Annotated in this window: 23 protein-coding genes; 5 read left to right on the top strand and 18 right to left on the bottom strand. The window is 46.4% G+C overall.

The features are described from left to right. The first annotated feature begins 210 nt into the window (after nt 1-210). Together SporoP37_RS01115 and SporoP37_RS01110 are read left to right on the top strand one after the other, a co-directional pair. The gene (locus tag SporoP37_RS01115) at nt 211-759 is read left to right on the top strand and encodes a cysteine hydrolase family protein (protein ID WP_081241961.1); all 549 of its coding nucleotides are present in this window, start codon (nt 211-213) and stop codon (nt 757-759) included. A 132-nt stretch (nt 760-891) separates the two neighbouring features. Next, on the top strand, nt 892-1,146 hold the full coding sequence (locus tag SporoP37_RS01110) for a GlsB/YeaQ/YmgE family stress response membrane protein (RefSeq protein ID WP_081241960.1): 255 nt from the start codon (nt 892-894) through the stop codon (nt 1,144-1,146). Nucleotides 1,147-1,378: 232 nt separating this feature from the next. Here SporoP37_RS01110 and SporoP37_RS01105 read toward each other — a convergent pair whose 3' ends face one another. The 5 genes from SporoP37_RS01105 to SporoP37_RS01085 all read right to left on the bottom strand — a co-directional run bounded on the left by SporoP37_RS01105 (nt 1,379) and on the right by SporoP37_RS01085 (nt 3,455). Then, nucleotides 1,379-2,062, bottom strand: a complete 684-nt coding sequence (locus tag SporoP37_RS01105; RefSeq protein WP_081241959.1) for a lytic transglycosylase domain-containing protein — start codon at nt 2,060-2,062, stop codon at nt 1,379-1,381. 20 nt (nt 2,063-2,082) lie between these two features. Next, nucleotides 2,083-2,673 (bottom strand): SCO family protein, encoded by a 591-nt coding sequence (locus SporoP37_RS01100; RefSeq protein WP_081241958.1) that lies wholly within the window; start codon nt 2,671-2,673, stop codon nt 2,083-2,085. Nucleotides 2,674-2,792: 119 nt separating this feature from the next. Further along, nucleotides 2,793-2,921, bottom strand: a complete 129-nt coding sequence (locus SporoP37_RS01095; RefSeq protein ID WP_081241957.1) for a YvrJ family protein — start codon at nt 2,919-2,921, stop codon at nt 2,793-2,795. A gap of 70 nt (nt 2,922-2,991) precedes the next feature. Continuing rightward, a complete protein-coding gene (locus tag SporoP37_RS01090) occupies nt 2,992-3,210 on the bottom strand; it encodes a DUF2922 domain-containing protein (protein WP_081241956.1) in 219 nt (72 codons plus the stop codon). A 23-nt stretch (nt 3,211-3,233) separates the two neighbouring features. Next, nucleotides 3,234-3,455 carry a DUF1659 domain-containing protein gene (locus SporoP37_RS01085; protein ID WP_081241955.1) on the bottom strand — a complete coding sequence of 74 codons (222 nt, stop codon included), beginning with the start codon at nt 3,453-3,455 and terminating at the stop codon, nt 3,234-3,236. A 133-nt stretch (nt 3,456-3,588) separates the two neighbouring features. Between SporoP37_RS01085 and SporoP37_RS01080 the strand changes: the two genes are divergently transcribed. After that, nucleotides 3,589-3,999, top strand: coding sequence for a DUF2621 domain-containing protein (locus SporoP37_RS01080; RefSeq protein ID WP_081244700.1), 411 nt, complete (start codon nt 3,589-3,591; stop codon nt 3,997-3,999). Between the two features lie 74 nt (nt 4,000-4,073). Here SporoP37_RS01080 and SporoP37_RS01075 read toward each other — a convergent pair whose 3' ends face one another. The 8 genes from SporoP37_RS01075 to SporoP37_RS01040 all read right to left on the bottom strand — a co-directional run bounded on the left by SporoP37_RS01075 (nt 4,074) and on the right by SporoP37_RS01040 (nt 12,222). Then, nucleotides 4,074-4,607: a CcdC family protein gene (locus tag SporoP37_RS01075; RefSeq protein WP_231293269.1), complete on the bottom strand. Its 534-nt coding sequence runs from the start codon at nt 4,605-4,607 to the stop codon at nt 4,074-4,076. Then, nucleotides 4,600-4,929, bottom strand: coding sequence for a thioredoxin family protein (locus tag SporoP37_RS01070; RefSeq protein ID WP_081241954.1), 330 nt, complete (start codon nt 4,927-4,929; stop codon nt 4,600-4,602). The genes SporoP37_RS01075 and SporoP37_RS01070 overlap by 8 nt, the downstream gene beginning before the upstream one ends. 37 nt (nt 4,930-4,966) lie before the next feature. After that, nucleotides 4,967-5,677 (bottom strand): cytochrome c biogenesis protein CcdA, encoded by a 711-nt coding sequence (locus tag SporoP37_RS01065; RefSeq protein WP_081241953.1) that lies wholly within the window; start codon nt 5,675-5,677, stop codon nt 4,967-4,969. Between the two features lie 131 nt (nt 5,678-5,808). Continuing rightward, nucleotides 5,809-7,581, bottom strand: a complete 1,773-nt coding sequence (locus SporoP37_RS01060; RefSeq protein WP_081241952.1) for an ABC transporter ATP-binding protein — start codon at nt 7,579-7,581, stop codon at nt 5,809-5,811. Continuing rightward, nucleotides 7,574-9,334 (bottom strand): ABC transporter ATP-binding protein, encoded by a 1,761-nt coding sequence (locus SporoP37_RS01055; protein WP_085429995.1) that lies wholly within the window; start codon nt 9,332-9,334, stop codon nt 7,574-7,576. Before SporoP37_RS01055 ends, SporoP37_RS01060 begins: the two co-directional genes overlap by 8 nt. Nucleotides 9,335-9,523: 189 nt before the next feature. Beyond that, nucleotides 9,524-10,774 carry a Y-family DNA polymerase gene (locus SporoP37_RS01050; protein WP_085429994.1) on the bottom strand — a complete coding sequence of 417 codons (1,251 nt, stop codon included), beginning with the start codon at nt 10,772-10,774 and terminating at the stop codon, nt 9,524-9,526. Nucleotides 10,775-10,976: 202 nt separating this feature from the next. After that, nucleotides 10,977-11,390, bottom strand: a complete 414-nt coding sequence (locus SporoP37_RS01045) for a pyridoxamine 5'-phosphate oxidase family protein (protein WP_081241949.1) — start codon at nt 11,388-11,390, stop codon at nt 10,977-10,979. Nucleotides 11,391-11,469: 79 nt separating this feature from the next. Further along, nucleotides 11,470-12,222, bottom strand: a complete 753-nt coding sequence (locus tag SporoP37_RS01040; RefSeq protein ID WP_081241948.1) for a DUF2087 domain-containing protein — start codon at nt 12,220-12,222, stop codon at nt 11,470-11,472. A 226-nt stretch (nt 12,223-12,448) separates the two neighbouring features. Here SporoP37_RS01040 and SporoP37_RS01035 point away from each other — a divergent pair, with 226 nt between their 5' ends. Next, on the top strand, nt 12,449-13,228 hold the full coding sequence (locus SporoP37_RS01035) for an NRDE family protein (RefSeq protein ID WP_085429993.1): 780 nt from the start codon (nt 12,449-12,451) through the stop codon (nt 13,226-13,228). Between the two features lie 51 nt (nt 13,229-13,279). On the opposite strand, the gene SporoP37_RS01030 is transcribed toward SporoP37_RS01035, so the two are convergent. From SporoP37_RS01030 to SporoP37_RS01010, 5 genes are all read right to left on the bottom strand, one after another. Further along, nucleotides 13,280-13,735 (bottom strand): helix-turn-helix transcriptional regulator, encoded by a 456-nt coding sequence (locus SporoP37_RS01030; RefSeq protein ID WP_085429992.1) that lies wholly within the window; start codon nt 13,733-13,735, stop codon nt 13,280-13,282. A 203-nt stretch (nt 13,736-13,938) separates the two neighbouring features. Next, entirely contained in the window at nt 13,939-15,393 is a 1,455-nt protein-coding gene (locus SporoP37_RS01025; RefSeq protein WP_085429991.1) for a carbon starvation CstA family protein, read from the bottom strand. 135 nt (nt 15,394-15,528) lie between these two features. Continuing rightward, the gene (locus SporoP37_RS01020; protein ID WP_085429990.1) at nt 15,529-16,257 is read right to left on the bottom strand and encodes a LytR/AlgR family response regulator transcription factor; all 729 of its coding nucleotides are present in this window, start codon (nt 16,255-16,257) and stop codon (nt 15,529-15,531) included. A gap of 6 nt (nt 16,258-16,263) precedes the next feature. Next, nucleotides 16,264-17,982 carry a LytS/YhcK type 5TM receptor domain-containing protein gene (locus SporoP37_RS01015; protein ID WP_081241943.1) on the bottom strand — a complete coding sequence of 573 codons (1,719 nt, stop codon included), beginning with the start codon at nt 17,980-17,982 and terminating at the stop codon, nt 16,264-16,266. Between the two features lie 33 nt (nt 17,983-18,015). Then, nucleotides 18,016-18,849, bottom strand: a complete 834-nt coding sequence (locus SporoP37_RS01010; RefSeq protein WP_085429989.1) for a squalene/phytoene synthase family protein — start codon at nt 18,847-18,849, stop codon at nt 18,016-18,018. Between the two features lie 261 nt (nt 18,850-19,110). Between SporoP37_RS01010 and SporoP37_RS01005 the strand changes: the two genes are divergently transcribed. Next, nucleotides 19,111-19,794, top strand: coding sequence for an MOSC domain-containing protein (locus SporoP37_RS01005; RefSeq protein WP_085429988.1), 684 nt, complete (start codon nt 19,111-19,113; stop codon nt 19,792-19,794). The last annotated feature ends 217 nt before the right edge of the window (nt 19,795-20,011 follow it).

Here is a 20,011-nt window from a genome sequence, read left to right as displayed (position 1 = left end):
AATTAGTCGGCTTGATTCTCAAATAGCTTCAGTTTTTCTGATGAAATTTATAGTTTGTGTCAATTTATGTCTTTTATTCTTGTTGCGTCTGCTGACAATCTTTTTATGGATTCCTGTATTTTTGAATTATTTCATCCTTATGATGTCTTTACATTTGTCTGGTCAATCAGCCGCAGCTGTGGCAAAATACTAAGAAAGGAGATGTTCCAGATGAATAAAGCATTACTCGTGATAGATTACACAGTCGATTTCGTAGCGATTGACGGCGCACTGACTTGCGGCGAACCAGGCATCGCATTGGAAGAGTATATTACAAATACGACGGAAGACTTCGTAAAACAGCAGCTTCCCGTATTCGTAATCAATGATCTGCATGAAAAAAATGATCCGTATCACCCGGAAAGCAAACTGTTCCCGCCTCATAACATCAGAGGGACGGAAGGCCGCCGCCTGTACGGGAAACTGCAAAATTTCTGCGCCGCACATACCGGCGATATCATCTGGATGGATAAGACGCGTTACAGTGCATTTGCCGGGACCGATCTCGATATCCAGCTTCGTGCCCGCGGCATTACAGAAATCCATCTTATGGGTGTCTGTACGGATATTTGTATTTTACATACTGCGGTTGACGCATACAATCTCGGTTATACAATCGCCGTTCATGAAGGCGGCGTCGCAAGCTTCAGCGCGGCGGGTCATGACTGGGCACTTTCCCACTTCCAGCATACACTCGGCGCAGCGGTCATCACGAAATAAAATCCGTCAAAAGTTCAGCAGAACTCATTCTGTCTGGACTTTTTTTATTGAAAAATGTTTGATGTATTAAAAAGACGGTTATACAAATACTAAGCAGGAGCTACATACACATTATAAAAGGAGATGAACAGCATGAGCTTTTTATGGTTCTTGATTATCGGAGGTATTATCGGTTGGTTAGCTGGACTTATTGTAGGCAGAGATATTCCGGGCGGTATTATCGGTAACATTATTGCAGGTATTGTCGGTGCATGGATTGGTGGCGCACTGCTGGGCGAATGGGGTCCACAGATTTCCAGCTTCTATTTCGTACCCGCATTAATTGGTGCCATCGTACTTGTATTTATTGTTAGCCTGATTATGAAGAGTATGCGCAAAGCATCATAAGTTTAAAATGGAAAAACGTGAAGTTTGCTAAAACGGCGAACTTCACGTTTTTTTGTAAAAATTGTATAGTCAATGTCAGTCAACTGATGTCTTTCCTATGAGTGACGGCAACTTTTGGAGATGTTGCACATCGGTGCCGCCCATTACACTTTTAACTCCCTTTCCAGCCACAGTTTGATGAAAAACCATCCATAAAAAAACGCAGAGTCACCGGTTAGGTGAACTCCGCGTTTTATTTTTTCGCACGTTTTTCTGACTGCAGACGCTGTTCTTCAAATTCATTGTAATACCATATGACATCTTCTACATACTGATTGCTGTGATTGTAGGTAAACACAGCTTTTTCAATATTCCCGTCAGCTGCCCCGCTTTGGGATAAATAATTGGCAGCGCTGAAGATCGCGTCTTCTATATCGAATGGATCGGCGATTCCGTCACCGTTCGCATCCACGCCGTATCCGCCGTACTGCTCGATTACGGCCGGATCAATTTTGTCGCGTTCCGGAATATCGCCTTTGCCGAGCTCTTTACAGCCGGGATAGTCCCAGCCGACGAATGTGCAGGGCATAAACTGCATTGGACCTTCTGCCCCAACCGGTGAAACATCGGTCTTCATTGTGGAGAAGCGTGTTTCAATCCGGTGATGCGCGGCAAGCAAAGTCCAGGGGATGTCGTACTCCTTAGCGGCCGCGATGTAAATAGGAATAAATTCCTGCGGTATCGCTTCCCCCGTCTTGCGGTCCTGTATATGGAATAACGCAGAAGCCGTTTCTGTTATTTTGTCATGTTTTCCGAAATTTACCCACAGAATGGCGGAAATCGTAAAGAGTGTGACAGCAACAGGTACTAATAAAACCAAAAAAGCGACCATTACGCGTCCCGATCGACTGAGTCTCTTTTTCTTTAATTTCTTCATTGCCTCACCCCTTCCGTAGATTACTTGCCTTCTTTGATGAGTGCTTTTATATCATTGACGATTGTATCATAATCTACATCTTTACTGCCGCCATATAACTTTACAACTTCATTCTGCTGATTGACAAGTCCGAATGAAACGCCGTGTAACACTTGGTCGTCGTTAGGTATCTGTTTCACTAGTTGTTTAAACGAAGATGCGGCTAATTTTTCAATCGTTTTCATGTCATACCCTGTCAGCATCTGCCACTTGCTTTCATCCGGCGCACTGAACATGTCCAGATACTTGGCGAGTTCTTCAGGTGTATCCACATCCGGGTCTACACTGAATGACACGATATTGTAATCCTCAATCTTATTGTCAATTAGCTTTTCTTGTAAAGTAACCATATTACTCATCATCGGCGGGCATACGGTCGTACATTTCGTAAAGACAAATTGTGCCAGCCAGACAGAGCCTTCCAAATCTTTATCGGTTACCGTTTCGTTATGCTGATTGGTGAATTCAAATGAATCCACTTTATATTTATGGTCCGGCTTAAAGCTGCCGCCGCATGCACTCAATATCAGCACGAAAATCAGTGTCAGCGGTAATAAAAACTTTTTATGCATAGTTGATTCCTCCACCTTATACTAGTCACTTTATCATAACTAAAGTTCCCATCCCATACAAGGCGTAGAGCCGCCGCTATTTGGCTAAACATTGACGAAATCATGAAGTTCCGATGAAGTCACCTGTTTTTTATATCCGAGAGAACGCCATGAATCGCTTCAAGCTTTACTTCCAGCCGATGCAGCAGATAAAACGATACGAAAATCGGAAATCCGACATCCTGGATTAGTTGCAGCCAATGTTCCATTGTTCACTCCTCCTTCCTATGAATCAAAAAAGCCGGCTTCCAGTACATGACTGAAAACCGGCTGTATCCGTTAACGAGTGACGAGTGTTTGTGTTTCGCGCAGTAATGTGCGCGCACCTTTAATCGCAGCAAGCGGTGATTCCTCTACAATGAATACATTGCTTGCGATGATTTGCTGCATCGCGGATTCCACTTGCTCTGTTGTGAGATCTTCACGCGGTTCGTCCACCGTTAATTTTACGGGCTTGCCGTCCGCTGTCAAAAATGTCAATTCCAATACTTTTTCCATGCATTTTCTCCTCCTGTACGGGTTTAGTTATGAAGATCTTCTGTCAGAACCTTCTCGAACTGGATTGTCTGATAGCTTGATAAAGAAGACAGTGTAGTAAAAGCCGTATACAAGTTTGCCGGTGTTGCCCCGTTGTGTACAAATCGGTACGTTTTTACTTTGCGGATGAAATTGCCCTTTTCATTCACGCCGGCGTTGAAATGAATCTTCCCTACCGCCTGTTTAAATTCTAGTGCAGCTGCCATGTGTATCACCTCCTTTCACCCGCTATATAGACGCGAAAGAAAGAATCGGATACTTTGTTAGTGAAATATTTCTCAAATGCTTTTATAATGAAGAATAGAATGGAAGAGGTGAAAAACCGTGCAAGACCTATTTATGTGGTTCATCCTGTTTTGGGGTATTGTGTTGATCGGGTTATTCGCCATTGGCGGGTTCTTCATGTTCCGGAAGTTCTTAAAAGTGCTGCCGAAAGAAGACGGTAAATCAACGCTGGACTGGGAAGAACATTATGTCAACGAGTCCCTGCATTTGTGGAATGACGAAGCGAAAGCCATGCTGAATGAACTTGTCACGCCTGTGCCGGAACTGTTCCGTGACGTGGCAAAGCAGAAAATCGGCGCCAAGATCGGTGAAATCGCGCTGGAAGACCGCGCCAAGACTATTGAATTTGACCATATTATTAAGGGCTATATTCTCGCTACTCCCAAGCGCGACCATAATTTCCTTCGCAAGAAACTCAAGCAAATGGAAATAGATGTTCAGCCGTATGAGCATTTATTCATCTGAACATAGCAAAAGGATGTCCGCATAGGTCATCCTTTTTTGCATCAAGTCAACATTCACATGCAAAAAAGGAACCGTCACAAAGACAGTTCCTTTTTTCGCATACATTTTTCCAGTTTTTTATACTTCAGCAGCATTCCAATCCGCCACGGCAGGATCATCGAGAATGCCAAAATGAAGAACATGCCGCCAAGCTCGCCCACATCAATCGAATTGCTGAGCACAATCTTCCCGACTGCGCGGATTACCAGCAAACCGAGTAAAATAATGAGAAACGCCTTGGACTTCTTCAGATAGATTCCGTCATTCTTCAGCTCGAATGTTGTTGTATAAATTAGAAAAGCTGAAAACACGACCCCGACCAGGCTGGCTTCTAGCACTTGCGTCCACGGCACCTGGAATTCATCGAATAAAAACATCAGCATCCCCGTTGACATAAATAGCGGCGGAAGGATGATTTTCCTTGCCTGGATCGGCTTATTCGACGCCTTCGCCCGCATCGTATAGACGAACGTCGTCATAACAATGAAAATCAGCGTAGAGCCAATGATCAAATAGATCGATGGAATACTTGTGAAAATATAATCTATCCATCCCTGTATCTTATTCATCAGCGTCCCTCCACTGCACCAGCTCATCGAGACGTTTCTTCAAATCGTTCATTGGAACAATCCGCGCGAAACGGGCTAATTCCTTCTGCTCGTGAAACAGTAAAACGACAGGTGCGGTAAAGAGTGCCAACTGCCCCGCCATTTCCGGTACTTCCGCTGCATTCACCCGGTAAAAGCCGAAAGGGTAGTCACTTTCAAGTTCCGCCACCTGCGGATACAGTCCTTCGCAGACAGAGCAGTTATTCGTCTTCACAAACAACAAAAACTGCGGCGTTGATTTCAGCACATCCTGCCATTCATCAAATGAAGTGATTTCTTTCATACTACACCTCTTTTCTGCTCATCAGCCTGCATTAAAATTAAAAGCCTTGGAAATCCCCAAAGATCGGGCTAAGCAAACTAGTTAAATAGACCATTCCATTAAAGAATAACAAAATACCAAACACGATCATCAAATAGCCGCCCACTTTTGTAATCTTCATACTGTGCCTGCGGATCCAGCCGATTCTTGTGATAAAGAATGACAAGAAGAAGAATGGAATTGCAAATCCGAGCACATACAGCATCATATACAGCATACTCGACGCAGGGTTGGTGGCTGCGAGATAAATAATCGCACCGATAATCGGCCCCATGCAAGGCTGCCAGCCGGCTGCGAAAGCCAATCCGATCAGCGCCGTGCCAAGATAGCCCGCCGGACGATTTTTAAATTGCAGCTTTTTCTCTTTCATCAGAAATTCGGGTTTAAATACACCAATCGTCATCAGACCAAAGATGATGATAAAGATCGCACCCAGCTGACGAATTAAGTCCTGGTACTGTAAGAAAATAGATCCGATAAATGATGTACTGAATCCAAGAATTATGAATACAATCGAGAATCCGAGTAAAAAGAACAGCGTATGCAGAACACCCGCGCGGCTCATTCCTTTTTTCTTATCTCCCAGATCATCCAGTGACATACCGGTAATGTACGATATAAAGGCCGGGTATAGTGGCAATACGCATGGAGAAATGAAACTCAGGAAACCTGCTCCAAACGCAAAGAATATATTAACATCCGTCCCCAACAAAATTCCTCCTTTAACAGTAGGACAAGTAGAATGCCGGCAAACCGCCAGCATTCCCACTCTATCGTACCAAACAAGTGCATAGATTACGCTTCATTTGATTGTGAAATCTTTTTGACAATCGCGCAATTCTACTCTTGTTCACCGTTCTGTAACTCATACATCGTGTAATACAATCCCTTTTGCGCAAGCAGCTCTGTATGCGTCCCGCGTTCGACGATTTCGCCGTGGTGAAGCACGAGAATTAATTCTGCATCTGCAATCGTACTGAGACGGTGTGCAATCGCAATCGTTGTACGGCCTTCACGCATCTTCGATAGACTTTTCTGAATGGCGACTTCCGTTTCCGTATCAATATTCGCTGTCGCTTCATCGAGCACAAGCACTTTCGGGTTCATCGCAATCGTCCGCGCAAATGCGATTAACTGCCGCTGACCGCTTGACAGCGTCGAGCCGCGTTCCGTCACTTTCTGCTGATAGCCATTCGGCAGCTCATTAATAAAGTGATCAGCCTGCACAAACTCTGCCGCTGACCGTACATCTTGATCGGTCAGCTTTTCATTGTGCAGACGGATGTTGCTCGCGATATCGCCATAAAACATGAACGGATCCTGCAGGACGAGTCCTACTTTTTTACGCAGTTCTTCCATTGGATACTCTTTCAGCGATACCCCGTCAATCAAAATCTCACCGCGCTCATATTCGTAAAAGCGCATGAACAAATTAATGATTGAACTTTTTCCGCTTCCCGTATGACCGACAAGTGCGACTGTTTCTCCTGCATTCGCAGTGAAAGAAATATTTTTCAACACATCATTTTTGCCGTCGTAACTGAATGTCACATTACGGAACTCGATTGTGCCTTCCGTGATTTTCTGATCAGACAGCGCTTTTTGTGCCGGCTCAAGTTCCGGATCATCAATCAGTGCAAATACCCGTGCTGCGGACACGATAGCCTGCTGGAACATGGACAGCCGCTGCATAAGTTGGTGAATCGGCTGGAATAAACGTCTCAGCAGCGTAGTAAATGCATAGATAATACCGACATCTACTGCAGACGTCAGCGATGCCGAACCAAAATACGCCAGCACAGCAATAATAGCACCTGCATACATCAAGTCGATAAATGGTCCAAGCATCAGGCTGTCAAAACGGATATTTCGCAGTCCCGCGCGATAATGCCCCTCATTCACTTCGACAAATTCATCAGACAGACGCTTTTCCTGACGAAACGCCTGAATTATGCCCATGCCGGACAATGACTCCGAGATTTTCGCATTCAATTGACTGAGCCGTTCCCGTATATCCTGGTAGAAGTCGGCACTGTAATAGCGGTAGACTGATACGAGGATCAGGAATAATGGCAGCAGAATCAATGTATAGAGCGCAAGTCTGCCGTCGAGAGTGAACAGCGCAATGTAGACACCCGCAATCCCGAAAATCGCCTGCATGAACGTAACCGCCACACTGACGAACATTTCCTTGATCGACTCGGTATCATTCGTTACACGTGACACGATTCCGCCGGCCGGTGTCTGATCGAAATAGCGCAGCCCGAGCTTCTGGACTTTCGTAAAGACATCAATCCGGATTTGCTGGATGATCGCGAGTGCGAGCTCCTGAAAGCGCAGCGTCTGGAAATACGACCCGACAATATTGACGAGCTGCAGCCCGATATAAACGAGCGCAATAATCCACACGTCTTTTGCCGGAAACTCCAGCGGCACGACATAGTTATCAAGAAACCGCTGAATGACGAGCGGCCCGAGAATCGTCGATGTCACCGTCAGCACTAACAGCAGAATTGCGATTAGGGCGCTTTTCTTCATAGGCAGTATATATTTCGCCAACCGTACAAATGTTTTGAACTGATCTCTGGCGGACATCTTCAGTTTGTTATTCATCTGCGCCGCCTCCTTGCTCTACGATCGACTCCAATTGCTGCAGATCGTACATTTCCTTATATACGCCATTTTTCGCAAGTAAAGTCTCATGGTCACCGATTTCTGCCACTTCGCCTTCTTCCATGACGATGATGGTGTGGGCGTGCTGGATAGCACTTAACCGGTGCGACGTGATAATCGTTGTTTTGCCAGCTCTTTCTTCTTTCAACGAACGCAGAATCGCTTCTTCCGTCCGGGCATCCACTGCGGACAATGAATCATCGAGCAGCAGAAGCTCCGGATCCATGAGCAGCGCACGTGCAATTGATACACGCTGGCGCTGTCCGCCTGATAACGATACACCGCGTTCTCCGACAATCGTCTTGTAGCCGTCTTCAAACGACAATATCTCTTCGTGGATCTGTGCAGATTTCGCTGCTTCGACAATTTTCTCCGGATCAATGGCCGGATTCGTAAAGGCGATATTTTCACCCAGTGTAGTCGAGAATAAGAAATGATCTTGAGGAACATAGCCGATAGCCTGGCGTAAACACTCCTTCTTATAACGCGTGATCGGAATTCCGCCATACGTAATCGTTCCCGTATAGTTTTCAAATTCGCGCATCAGCAGCTTAAGAATCGCTGTCTTGCCTGAACCGGTCTTCCCTACGATACCGAGCGTTTCACCCTGTTTAAGCGTGAAATGCAAATTACAGAGTGACGGCCTTGTATCATCAGGGAACGTAAATGTATCCACGTCAAACACAATATCTCCGTGCGGTAATTGACTGACCGCATTCGGATGGTCTTGGATTCCCGGCTCAACCGAAAGCAAATCCTGTATCCGGCTGTACGACGCATTTCCCCGTTCGACAATATTAAACAGGAAACCAATCGCAAGCATTGGCCACGTCAGCAGTCCTAAATAGGAAGTGAAGGCGACCAGATCCCCAATCGACAGCTCACCCGATAAAATGAAACGCGTGCCGAAATAGAAGGACAAGATGTAGGAAATCGCAAAAACCCCTGCAATCGTCGGATCGAACAGCGCGTCAATTTTCGCAACGCGCATATTTTCTTTCACGACTTGCTCTGAACGTGCCGTGAATGATTCGACATCCTCTTTTTGCTGGCCGAACGTCTTCAGCACTTTGATGCCTGAAATACTCTCCTGCGTTTTATCATTCAGATCAGAGAATGCTTCCTGCGCCACACGGAACCGGCTGCGCAATAAACGCCCGTAATAGCTTGTCAGGAAAATCATCACCGGAATCGGCAAGAGGGCAATCAGCGTTAATTTCCAGCTGATTGTTATCGCCATCATCAAAATAACGAAACCGCCCGTAGATATGGAATCGAAAAGTGTCAGAATTCCTGATCCCGCCGTTTGCTGCACCGCATTGATATCGTTCGTTGCGTGCGCCATCAAATCACCGACCCGGCGCCGCTGATAAAATGACGGCGACATGCGTGTGAAATGCGTGAACAGCCTCTCTCTCATGACACGCGCGAGATATACTGACGATCCGAAAATCATCACGCGCCAAGTATAGCGCAAGACATACATCAGCACACCCGCCACTGCGAGGATAATCATCCAGCGTGTCAGCATCGGTCCGGTCAGTTCATCTTTCGCTACAGCATCGACGATGAAGCCGATAATTTTCGGCGGCGCCAGTTGAAGCAAGGCGACAATCATCAGGGCCGTAATTCCTATGCTGTATTGTTTTTTCCGCTCAGAAAAAAACCAGCGTAAATCCAGTAATACTTTCACCGGCTCTCCTCCTTTTGTCTGCACGTCTCTTGCTGCAGTATGATATAGTACAAGTCCTCTCGCTATTTGATTCTAGCAAAACTTTTATGTTATCGAAAGTTACGGAACTTGGATATTTCAGTTTGTGAAATACAATGCGAATATCCAAACTGCGGCGGGCAATCTGCAGCAGCATATTCGGCCCGTGATTCATTTATAATGGCCGCCGATTAATTTGTTTCTGCGGTAAGCCGTGCCTCCCGGCGTAACCGAAACAGCGCGCAGGATGGCTGTGGATCCGTATTTCACACGCAATTTATCCATCACATGTCCAAGTTTTTGCTGCTTCCAGTCTGACGGGTCAAATAAACTGAGCTGGAAACTGTTTTGCTCTTCAAGATTCGTCAGGCTGACGGAAATATGACGCACCGGCCGCCCGTCATGGCAGAGTTCAAACAGTTCAAGACAGACACGATAGATGGCAAGCGTTTCATTTGTCGCTTCCGGCAAAGTTTTCCTGCGCTGAAACCCGCCGCCGTGCGCGTGCTTCGAGTAGCCGAACGACAGCTGGACCGTACGCCCTTTCTTTTTCGCAAGCCGCGCACGCATCGCCGTATCTTCACACATTTCGAGCACAACAGTCAGGATTTCATCGGTCGTTATGTAATCACGCAGCAAAGTCTGGCCTTTTCCGTAACTCACCTGTCCCTCGATCAATACGGAACCGAGCGTCGAGTAATCAATGCCATGCGCATGATAATACAGCTGATTACCCATCACACCGAATTTCTTCTCCAAATTCTCCAGCGGTGTCTGCGCCAGATCTCCGACCGAATAGATGCCTATTTCTTCCAGTGTGCGCTCAAGCCGCCGGCCAATTCCCCACATTTTATGAAGCGGCGCGACCGGCCACAGTTTTTCGGGCACATCTTCATACGTCCAGTATGCTACGCCTGTTTTCTTCGCTTCAAGATCCAGCGCAAGCTTTGACAGCAGCATATTCGGACCGACCCCGCACGCAGAGCGCAGCTGGAATTGCCGGTACAACTCATCCTGTATGCGGCGAATCACATGATCCAGAGGACCCCATAACAGTTCCGTTCCGGTAAAATCCACAAAACTTTCATCGATGCTGTACACATGAATCGCTTCTTTAGGCACATAGCGATTCAGCAATTTTGTCAGTTCCATTGAAACATCTATAAAAAACTGCATTTTTGGTTCAATCAAATGAATGCTTGGGTCGTTCGGGATTTCATACAGACGCATCCCCGTCGTAATACCAAACTGCTTTTTCAGCGGCGGCGAGGCAGCGAGCACGACACCGCCTTTTCGCTCAATATTGCCGATAATCGCAATCGGCGTTTTCATCACATCCAGTCCTTCCATTGCGGCTGCACAGCTGGCGTAGAAACTGCGCATATCCAAACAGGCAATCTGTCTATTAGGCAATGGCTTCATATGGCTTTCACTCCTCGCAGGAACAAGTGTTCTTACGGGATAGTATACCCTCTTTCGACGCCGTCAATCAATGGAAATTCGCGGGTTTTTCGTATATTTGTGGCTAACTTGCTCAGTACGTAAAAATATCCCGGAAGCCGGAGTATGACCTCCGGCTTCCGGGATACATTATTAAAATATATTTTTTCAGCATACTAATTATTTACAGGGAAATATCCTGCGGCGGCTTTCCTGATTTATTCATCAGCCGGATTGCGTCCGGTTCAATTTTTAAAATGACAAGATTCGGGTCTTCCGGACCATCAAACCAATTCTTCATATGTTCGTTCCAGATTTTCTTTTTCAGTTCTTCATCATCGGAAATAGATACACGGCCAGAATACTCAACAAACGCATCACCGAATCCTTCGCCTTCATAACCGAGCAAGATGTGCGTGTACGGATTATCTTCCAGCTCATCCACCTTTTCCGTCTTTTTATTAGTGGGTGTATACAAAGTCAGGCCATCACTCATGAAGGTCATGTAACGGCTGTACGGCTTATTATTGTCCACCGTCGCCATTGTTCCAATCATACTTTCATCCAAGATTTTCAGTACTGTATCTTTTGCAGTCATGCACTTCCGCTCCTTTCATGATTACTGCTAGTCTTCCCGGCAGCTGAAATTCTAAACATCAGCGGCTGCATCTGTCTGCCTACTTCAGCCAGTACTGACTGCCTGAGCGTGTCTGACCGAAAAAACCATATTCCGTTAAATAATTTCGAAGCGTAATGAAATCTTCATGAATCTCTGAAAGCGCTTCATTCATTTCATGCTTACTGTAAGATACATCACCGTCAAAGCGCTTACTGATTTCCCGGAGAATAACGCGCCGCTGTTTTTCGGTCACCGGCATTTCATTCAGCCGGCCGTCAGTTCCTTCTGGGAAAAACATCCGCAATATCGCGTGCTGTTCCTCTTCAGCCAACTGATCATCATCGTGAAACAGCTGGGCCGCTTTATGCGGAGGTATAAAAGCGGATTCATACTCATCGCGTTCTTTCAGCAGTTCCATCATCGCAAGAAAGACTTTTGCCTGACGTTCTTTTTCCTTCAGTGCAAAGCGGTGATGCCGCACGGTTGCCGCACTGCCAATTTCAAGTTCCTCCTGTACTTCTTTATCGCTTTTTCCCTGATAAAACAAACGCAGCAAATCACCTTGGTGGCCGGTTAGCCCCGTCGATTTTTTGTCGAGTTCAAGCAAGTATGCAAAAACCGACTGATGCGCATGCTCGATATGCACGGCCATAAACCGCTCCGCTTCATAGAGCGTGTTCTCATATGGATAAATAACCCCTTTTTCTATTCGTTTGCCGCAAAGCAAACAATCATATGAATTGTTGCTCTCTGTATATCCTTGTTTTAATTCAATCAGCGTAGCTTCCCAGAACGCTTCCGTATGTCCCATAGTAACAGCACCCCATTAACAAATTTTGCACAACAAACAAACTGATCATTTGTTTGTCCTTTTTGAATCATTATAACGCGTAATTTCAAGCACTTCAACTCGATACTAAACAGTACTGAATTTTGTTTGCCTGAAAGATGAAAGGAATAAATACATAGTCGCCAAATAAAACGGCACATGATACACTAGCGCCATACTGAATTTAGAGATCAATGGGGTGGATGAGATGTGTTTACTGGCTTTTCAACTGCAAAGTCATCCGAAGTACAAATTAGTTCTGATGGCAAACCGGGATGAAGCATACGGACGTCCGACAGCTCCCGCAAATTTCTGGAGTGATCATCCTGAAATTCTTGCCGGACGTGATATGGAGCAGATGGGTACGTGGCTTGGCATCAATAAGCGCGGCAAAGTGGCTGCGCTGACAAATTATCGTGACTTTACATTGCCTGAAACCGGCAAACTGTCACGCGGTCATATCGTGTCGTCTTATTTACAATCCGACGTCAAGGCAGCTGAATTCATGGAGCTGCTGCACATAAACCGGGGTGATTACGCAGGATGCAATGTACTGGCGGGGTCAGCAGAAGAACTGTATTACTACTCAACAATCGGGCAATCTATTAAGCGGCTGACGTCAGGCACACACGGCCTCAGTAATGCGTTTCTGGATACCCCTTGGCCGAAAGTGAATAAAACGAAAGCACTGCTGGCTGATTATTTACAGCAAACGAATGAGATTGATCCCGAAATTTTATTCGCTATGATGCAGCGCGCGGAACGCTTTCCGCCAGAGCAGCTGCCTGATACCGGTGTCGGTGAAGAACTCGAAAGCTTGCTGTCATCGATATTCATCACATCTGAAGATTACGGGACCCGCTGCACAACTGTATTGACGATTGACAGTGATGATTACGTGCAGTTTGAAGAGCGGACCTATACAAACGGTATATTTACGGGCACCCAGAAATTTTTATTCCACATCGAAAAACCGGCAGGCTCCTGATGGGTACAGCCGGTTTTCTTCTGTTTTTCATAAATTATTTTCATATAACTATTACATAATATCCATATACTTTTTGAATTGTGCAAGTGCTTTTTCGCGATCTCCTGTACTGAATAAACGCTTCCCGCCTTCGCCGATAATGCGGTAATGACCGCCCGCTGTGTGCTGCTGAAGCTTATATTGCTGCCATTGACCGACCTCTATCCACCAGTTCACGGAAGCGCTGGCCGCCGTTTCTCGCGAATGAATCTCCGCATGCACAGCGATTTCCGCCAATTCCACCGGATCATCACCCATAACCGAGCGCAGCAATGCACTCTCCCGAAACAGCGCGCAAACAACCACTGCCACTGCCCATCCCAACTCCTGGCGGCCTTTCTCCAGCTGTACGAGGGTCTTTTTCGAGATGCCGATAATGTCCGCCATCTCATCTTGCGTATAGTCCATTTCCGTCCGAATTAACTTCATACGGGGTGACACTAAGTCGATTACCGTCTGCTTATTCAACGCTTTTCACCTCTTTACACAAATAGTGTATAATTACACTATTTATTACTTAAGTTATTTTTAGTGTGTTTGCCGTCTTTTTTTATATTTTTCTTTCATTCGTGCACTTAGGTCTAAACCTGTACGAAAAGTATATCATATCCAAAAAAACGCATAGAAAAAGCCTGCTGAATCAAGGCTCAGCAGGCTGCTTCCATCATATATTAAACCGTTTCCGGAGATTCCCAGTCTGTAATATCTTCCTCAAGCGGAATTTGTGCAGCCCGGGCTTTCACCGCCGCATTAAAGAACAAGGCTACCAAGAAGATGGAAATGACAGTTGCACCGATATAAGAGACATTCATCGGCAACCCAAATCCAATGGCTGCGTTCAGTATATACGTTGTCGTGGCCATCAGCATGAATGTGCCGGGTATGAGTGCAACCCAGTAGTTCTTGCCGGCAATGAAGAGATACATTGCTCCTACAAACAATGCGATCACGGCTGTCGACTGATTCGCCCAGGAGAAGTAACGCCACAGAATATTGAAGTCTATTTGCGTCAATGCAATCGAGACGGCAAACATCGGTACCGCAATCAACAAACGGCTTGTGACTTTCGCCTGCGGATACTTGATATAGTCCGCGATGATCATCCGTGCACTGCGGAACGCGGTGTCGCCAGACGTGATCGGCAGAATGATAACGCCAAGAATAGCGAGAGTACCGCCGACTGCGCCGAGCATAACCGTTGAAACTTCGCTAACAATTACTGCAGGTCCGCCAGCTGCCAGCAATTCACTCAATGTTACACCATTGAACAATGCCATACCGGCCGCTGCCCAGATCATAGCAATAATTGCTTCTGCAATCATCATACCGTAGAAAATCTTGCGTCCCTGACTTTCTTTTTGAGTCGTCCGGGAAATAATCGGAGACTGCGTCGCATGGAAGCCGGACAGCGCTCCGCATGAAATCGTCAAGAACAATAACGGGAAGATAGGCAAATTATCAGGATGTAAATTTGCAAATGTTAATTCAGGAATCGGAACACCTTTAATGACCATCATACCGCCGATACCTACTGCACTGATTACAAGCAGCGCACCGAAGATCGGATAGAAACGGCCAATCACTTTATCGATCGGCAATAATGTTGCCAAAATATAATAAAGGAAAATAAGTGCAACGATAATACCCAATGCCATCCAGCCGTCCATCAGATTGTACAGAAGGCCTGCCGGCGCCGAAACGAATACCGTACCGACCAGCACAAGCAGTAACAGTGCGAAGGCATTCACAACATGTTTCATGAACTTGCCGAGAAATTTACCTGCCAGTTCAGGCAAGTGCGCTCCGCGGTTCCGTATAGAAATCATCCCCGTCAGATAATCATGCACCGCGCCTGCAAAAATTGCACCGACGACAATCCAGACAAATGCGACAGGCCCGTAAAGCGCACCCATGATTGGTCCGAAAATCGGTCCGACACCCGCAATATTAAGTAATTGAATTAATGAGTTCTTACTTGTGCTCATCGGCACGTAATCGACACCGTCCGCGCTGGTATACGCTGGCGTAGCACGGTCTTCTTTTACGCCGAACATTTTGACGATGTACTTGCCGTACGTGAAATATCCGACGATTAATAAAACGATCGAAAATAAAAATGTAATCATAGCTTCTTTCCCTCCTAATGTTAACGCTTACATTAAGTATAATAGATATACACCTGCCTAATGACAAAATCTCGCAACATGTCAAAATCGCGAAGTAAGATGCACTCCGGGAGATTAACAGGTTGCGAGATGTTTTTAGCCTTCTAAACGCTGACGTAATTCCTTTACATAATTCCGGCTGACGGACAATTTTTCGGGCCGCTGATCAATTTCCAGCTGATAGGCACCGTTAAACCAGGGAGTCAAACTGCTGACATGGGCCAAGTTCACGAGGAAGCTTTTATGAATGCGGAAGAAAGATGAAGGAGTCAGCTTCTGTTCCAGCTCTTTTAACGTCATACGTGTTTCATATTCCCGTGAAGCCATGACGATTTTCGTCCATTTCTCTTCCCTGTGCACATAAAGAATGTCGCGGATCGGCAAATAGTGGATTTCACCTTCCGTTTCAACGGGCAGACGGTCAATTCGCTTCGGTGAGGCTGAAACCGCCGGCGGATGAAGCGCTTCTTTAACACGTGCAACAGCCTGACGAAGCTGATCTTCATCATACGGCTTCAATAAATAATCGATCGCATGAATCCGGAACGCTTCCGCAGCGAATTGAGGATAAGCGGTCGCAAACACAATATACGGCACTTTCTTCAGTGCGCTCAGCGTCTTCGCCACTTCCATGCCATCTACTTTCGGCATCTCGATATCAAGAAAAACGACGTCCGGCTGCAATTGCATCACTTTAACAATCGCATGCTCCCCCGAATCCGCTTCTCCGATCACCTTCACTCCGTCACATTGTTCCAGCAAATAAATCAGTTCTTCACGTGCGTAGCGCTCATCATCCACGACCAGCGCACGAATTTGCGGCATGCTTCATCACCTCCTTGGAATCTGGAATGAAATGCTCGTTCCTTCATTCGGCGTGCTCTGTATTTCAAGTCCTGACTTTTCATCAAATGACATCATAAGACGCCGGTTCACATTATACAGACCGAGTCCTGTTCCTTTTTCAGATAGGACCTGCTGCCGGCCGAGCTGCGCAAGCCGCTCGCAGTTGATCCCTTTGCCGTTGTCTTTCACCATAATATGAATGGTGTCACCGTTATCATGTATCGAAATATGGACGACCGCGTTTTCGTCAAGATCTTTGATGCCATGCGTGATTGCGTTCTCGACAATCGGCTGCAGTGTCAGCGGCGGAATTTTCACCTGCATGATGTTCGGGTCCGCATCGATGCGAATCTGTAATTTATCAATGAAGCGCGCTTCTTCAATCATTAAATACGCTTCGACATGTGCAAGTTCCTGCTGCAGCGTCACCATTTTAGCGGTCGTCCCTTCGAGGTTCTGACGCAGAAAGAATGACAGTGACGAAAGCAGTTTACGCGCTTCATCAGGGTTCGTGCGAATTAAGGAGATAATAATATTCATCGAATTAAACAGGAAGTGCGGACTGATCTGCGCCTGCAATGCTTGAATTTCCGCTTCTTTTGCGAGTTGATGCGCACGATCAGCCTCTGCGATTTCGAGCTGATTGCTTAATAATTCCGCAAGACCCGCAATTAATTCAATTGTCACGCCTGTAATTGCTTTGCGTGAAGGATAAAATAATTTCAGCGTCCCTATTGTTTCGCCGCGCGTCTTCAACGGCGCAATGACGATTCCGCCAAACTCGGGCACTTCCGAATGCGCATGGGTTACGGCATCCGTAACGATCAGCCGGCCTTCCTGAATCACTTTTCGCGTCATATCGGTCCGGATGGCACCTTGCATCACATTTCCCCCAGGGCCAACAAATGCCAAAATGTCCGTTTTATCTGTCATCGCGACAGCGCCCGGCTGCAGCTCGTCCATCAAGATGCCGCAGACAGCTGCAGCAGTATCTTTCCGCATGCCTGTCCGTAAATATGCGAGTGTCTGATCCGCAATGCGCAACGTTTTTTGGGCATGCAGCGCTGTGATTTTCTCTTGATCACTGATGACATTATACGCAATCAGCATAAAAAGTGCTGCACCCATGCCGTTGGCGAGAATCATTGGCAATCCGATCGCCTGGACCAATGCAAACGCTTTCTCAAACGGCTCCGAGATGAATAAAATCAGCGCCATTTGCAGACTCTCCGCAGCTGCGCCGATCGCAAATGCGGTGAGCGGGCTGATATGCTTGCCCTTTTTATAGAAGAAACCCGCCAGCACACCAGAAATAATTGTTGAGATCCCGCAAGAAACCGCCGTAAATCCGCCAAGCGATATGCGATGAATGCCGGCAATCAGCCCGGCGCCAATCCCAAGTCTATAGCCGCCAAGCAAACCGGCGACAACAACTCCGATTACCCGCGAGTTCGCAATCGCCTCATCAGTCTCCAGCTGCCACGACATATTTTCAAAATGAAACGTCTGCATGTCAAGTGCCACGCCGAAATAGGTCCCAAAAATACCGAATAAACCAAAAAAGAGAATCGCCGTCAGTTCCTGCCGGCGATCCAATACGTCCTGGTGAATCATATTTGGAAAAAAACGAAAACGGGTCAGCAGGAAAGCGACTGCCACAATCATCCCGACCCGCTCCAGCATAATAATCATCAAATCGAGCATCGCTATCCTCCGTTCGTCCGGTCAGCCGTTCTTTTATTTTAGAATCGCTTTGTTAACGACCGATACAACTTCCATTCGGGACATCTTCTCGCGCCCTTCTTTCAATGCATCCAGCGTTGAATGTGCAAGTGCCAATGGAATATTACAGAAGTTCAAAATTGTCTTCGTCTGAATATCTTCAATATATGCGTCCGCAAGCGCTAAATTCTCTTCTGCATACGCGAACATCTCCGGCAGTTTCCAGTCATTCGGGAAGAAATTCACATCGCGCACTGCATCTTCTTTATAATTGCGCAATATATTCACTGACTGCAGTCCGCGGCCAAAGCCAATCGCCAGGTCCCGGTCTGTTTCCGTGCCGTCATACCAGCGCCAAATATCCGCAAGCATCACGCCGACGAGCCCCGCCACATAGTACGTATAATCATCCAGTTCTTCACGCGTGTTAATGACCCAGTTCTTCCCTGCCCACTTCGCCATGCCTCTGCCCATGATCGCTGTGGATTCAAGAACTTTATTGCGCGCCGTCTCCGGGCAGAAATCTACCCAATCCGCAAGACGCAGCGTCACTTCAGGCAGCTGTTCGCGATGCGGTGCGAATAATTCGTCGAGTGCATGATGCATCGGTTCGCCGGTTGCGATCGTATGATCAAGAATGTCGCTGACGTTATTGAGCAAGTCGATGACAATGTTGACGTCCAGCTGCTCGTGGTCTTCGATTTCATCGATTGCGCGCATGCACAAGTATGCGGACGCAACCGCTTCTCTGACAGTTGGTTCGAGCAATTTGATTGGTATATAAAACGTACGGCTTGTCTCTTTAAGGACTTTCATTGCTTCTTTTTGTAGTTTTGCATCGGTTTTCATGTAAGGTTCCCTCCATCAATCGTTACACAGCACTAGTGAGTTATATAGAATGTGTTTATTATAGCATTGAATGTCGGATCATGAGTACTGAGAAGGTGTTTTGGAAATAGAAAGATAAGAAGCGGAGCAGCATTGTTCCACAGGGAAGCCTCTTTACATTTAGTGGAGGTGAATGTGTAACGCTGGAGATATTTACCGAGATTCATTGAAAGTGATACACTTATCTAAAAGATGATTTACATTATACTGGAGGAGAAATCTATGGAAAAAGCGGAGATTCTTTCGTTAAACGTTGGAAAACCGAAAGAAAAGGACTTTGGAAAGAAATCTGTTACGACAGGCTTTTTTAAAAAGCCGATCCAACAGGCAGTTTTTTTATCTTCTGTGAACTTCACCGGAGACGGCCAGGGAGATCTTGTTCATCATGGCGGTGTCCATAAGGCCGTTTGTGTGTATCCGTTTGCGCATTATGCACATTGGGAAAAAACGTTAGGAAGAACATTATCGTACGGCGCATTCGGAGAAAATCTCACAATCACAGGACTGACAGAGGAAAATGTCTGTATTGGTGACTCTTTTCAGCTCGGTGAAGCGATTGTTCAAGTGAGTCAGCCCCGTCAGCCTTGTTTCAAATTAGGGCTTGTCTATGAACGGAAGGATATGCCGCTCCTTGTACAAAACACGGGCTATACTGGCTTTTATTTCCGTGTGCTGCAAGAAGGTATGGTATCATCAACGGATATGTTATTTCCATTAACGCGTCACGTCCATGGCATTACAGTGGCGGAAGCGAACCGGCTGATGCATCATGATAAGCAAGACTTGGACGCTATTCGCCGTTTGCTGGAAGTGGAAGAACTGTCTCCAAGCTGGCGCAAAACTTTTGAAAAGCGGGCAGCGGGTCAAGAGGTCGATACGAGTGAACGGATTTCCGGAGAAAAATAAACTAAGGGCCAGGAAGGTATTGGATTGATGTCATGCTGTTGCGTAGATCATGAAGCGGAAAATGTAAAAGCAGAAAGCGATATTGGCGGAAAAAACCAATTGACGCGGGCAGTTCGCAAAGAATTAAGGAGATATCTCGTATTCGGTTTTCTCGTTCCTCGCCAGTCCGCTTTCCACTTTCGCCCAACATTTACCAATGACTCAGCTGCTCTCTGAT

This window comes from Sporosarcina sp. P37 (assembly GCF_002109365.1).
GTDB lineage: Bacteria > Bacillota > Bacilli > Bacillales_A > Planococcaceae > Sporosarcina.
This window is presented reverse-complemented; position numbering and strand designations above follow the sequence as displayed.

Coding starts and splice junctions, on each gene's coding strand:
- SporoP37_RS01015 (WP_081241943.1), bottom strand. CDS start 17,982: ATGCTCGATTTGATGATTATTATGCTGGAGCGGGTCGGGATGATTGTG.
- SporoP37_RS01035 (WP_085429993.1), top strand. CDS start 12,449: ATGTGTTTACTGGCTTTTCAACTGCAAAGTCATCCGAAGTACAAATTA.
- SporoP37_RS01095 (WP_081241957.1), bottom strand. CDS start 2,921: ATGGAACATTGGCTGCAACTAATCCAGGATGTCGGATTTCCGATTTTC.
- SporoP37_RS01060 (WP_081241952.1), bottom strand. CDS start 7,581: ATGAATAACAAACTGAAGATGTCCGCCAGAGATCAGTTCAAAACATTT.
- SporoP37_RS01050 (WP_085429994.1), bottom strand. CDS start 10,774: ATGAAGCCATTGCCTAATAGACAGATTGCCTGTTTGGATATGCGCAGT.
- SporoP37_RS01040 (WP_081241948.1), bottom strand. CDS start 12,222: ATGGGACATACGGAAGCGTTCTGGGAAGCTACGCTGATTGAATTAAAA.
- SporoP37_RS01020 (WP_085429990.1), bottom strand. CDS start 16,257: ATGCCGCAAATTCGTGCGCTGGTCGTGGATGATGAGCGCTACGCACGT.
- SporoP37_RS01025 (WP_085429991.1), bottom strand. CDS start 15,393: ATGATTACATTTTTATTTTCGATCGTTTTATTAATCGTCGGATATTTC.
- SporoP37_RS01115 (WP_081241961.1), top strand. CDS start 211: ATGAATAAAGCATTACTCGTGATAGATTACACAGTCGATTTCGTAGCG.
- SporoP37_RS01070 (WP_081241954.1), bottom strand. CDS start 4,929: ATGAAAGAAATCACTTCATTTGATGAATGGCAGGATGTGCTGAAATCA.
- SporoP37_RS01085 (WP_081241955.1), bottom strand. CDS start 3,455: ATGGCAGCTGCACTAGAATTTAAACAGGCGGTAGGGAAGATTCATTTC.
- SporoP37_RS01010 (WP_085429989.1), bottom strand. CDS start 18,849: ATGAAAACCGATGCAAAACTACAAAAAGAAGCAATGAAAGTCCTTAAA.
- SporoP37_RS01045 (WP_081241949.1), bottom strand. CDS start 11,390: ATGACTGCAAAAGATACAGTACTGAAAATCTTGGATGAAAGTATGATT.
- SporoP37_RS01075 (WP_231293269.1), bottom strand. CDS start 4,607: ATGAATAAGATACAGGGATGGATAGATTATATTTTCACAAGTATTCCA.
- SporoP37_RS01105 (WP_081241959.1), bottom strand. CDS start 2,062: ATGAAGAAATTAAAGAAAAAGAGACTCAGTCGATCGGGACGCGTAATG.
- SporoP37_RS01100 (WP_081241958.1), bottom strand. CDS start 2,673: ATGCATAAAAAGTTTTTATTACCGCTGACACTGATTTTCGTGCTGATA.
- SporoP37_RS01090 (WP_081241956.1), bottom strand. CDS start 3,210: ATGGAAAAAGTATTGGAATTGACATTTTTGACAGCGGACGGCAAGCCC.
- SporoP37_RS01110 (WP_081241960.1), top strand. CDS start 892: ATGAGCTTTTTATGGTTCTTGATTATCGGAGGTATTATCGGTTGGTTA.
- SporoP37_RS01005 (WP_085429988.1), top strand. CDS start 19,111: ATGGAAAAAGCGGAGATTCTTTCGTTAAACGTTGGAAAACCGAAAGAA.
- SporoP37_RS01080 (WP_081244700.1), top strand. CDS start 3,589: ATGTGGTTCATCCTGTTTTGGGGTATTGTGTTGATCGGGTTATTCGCC.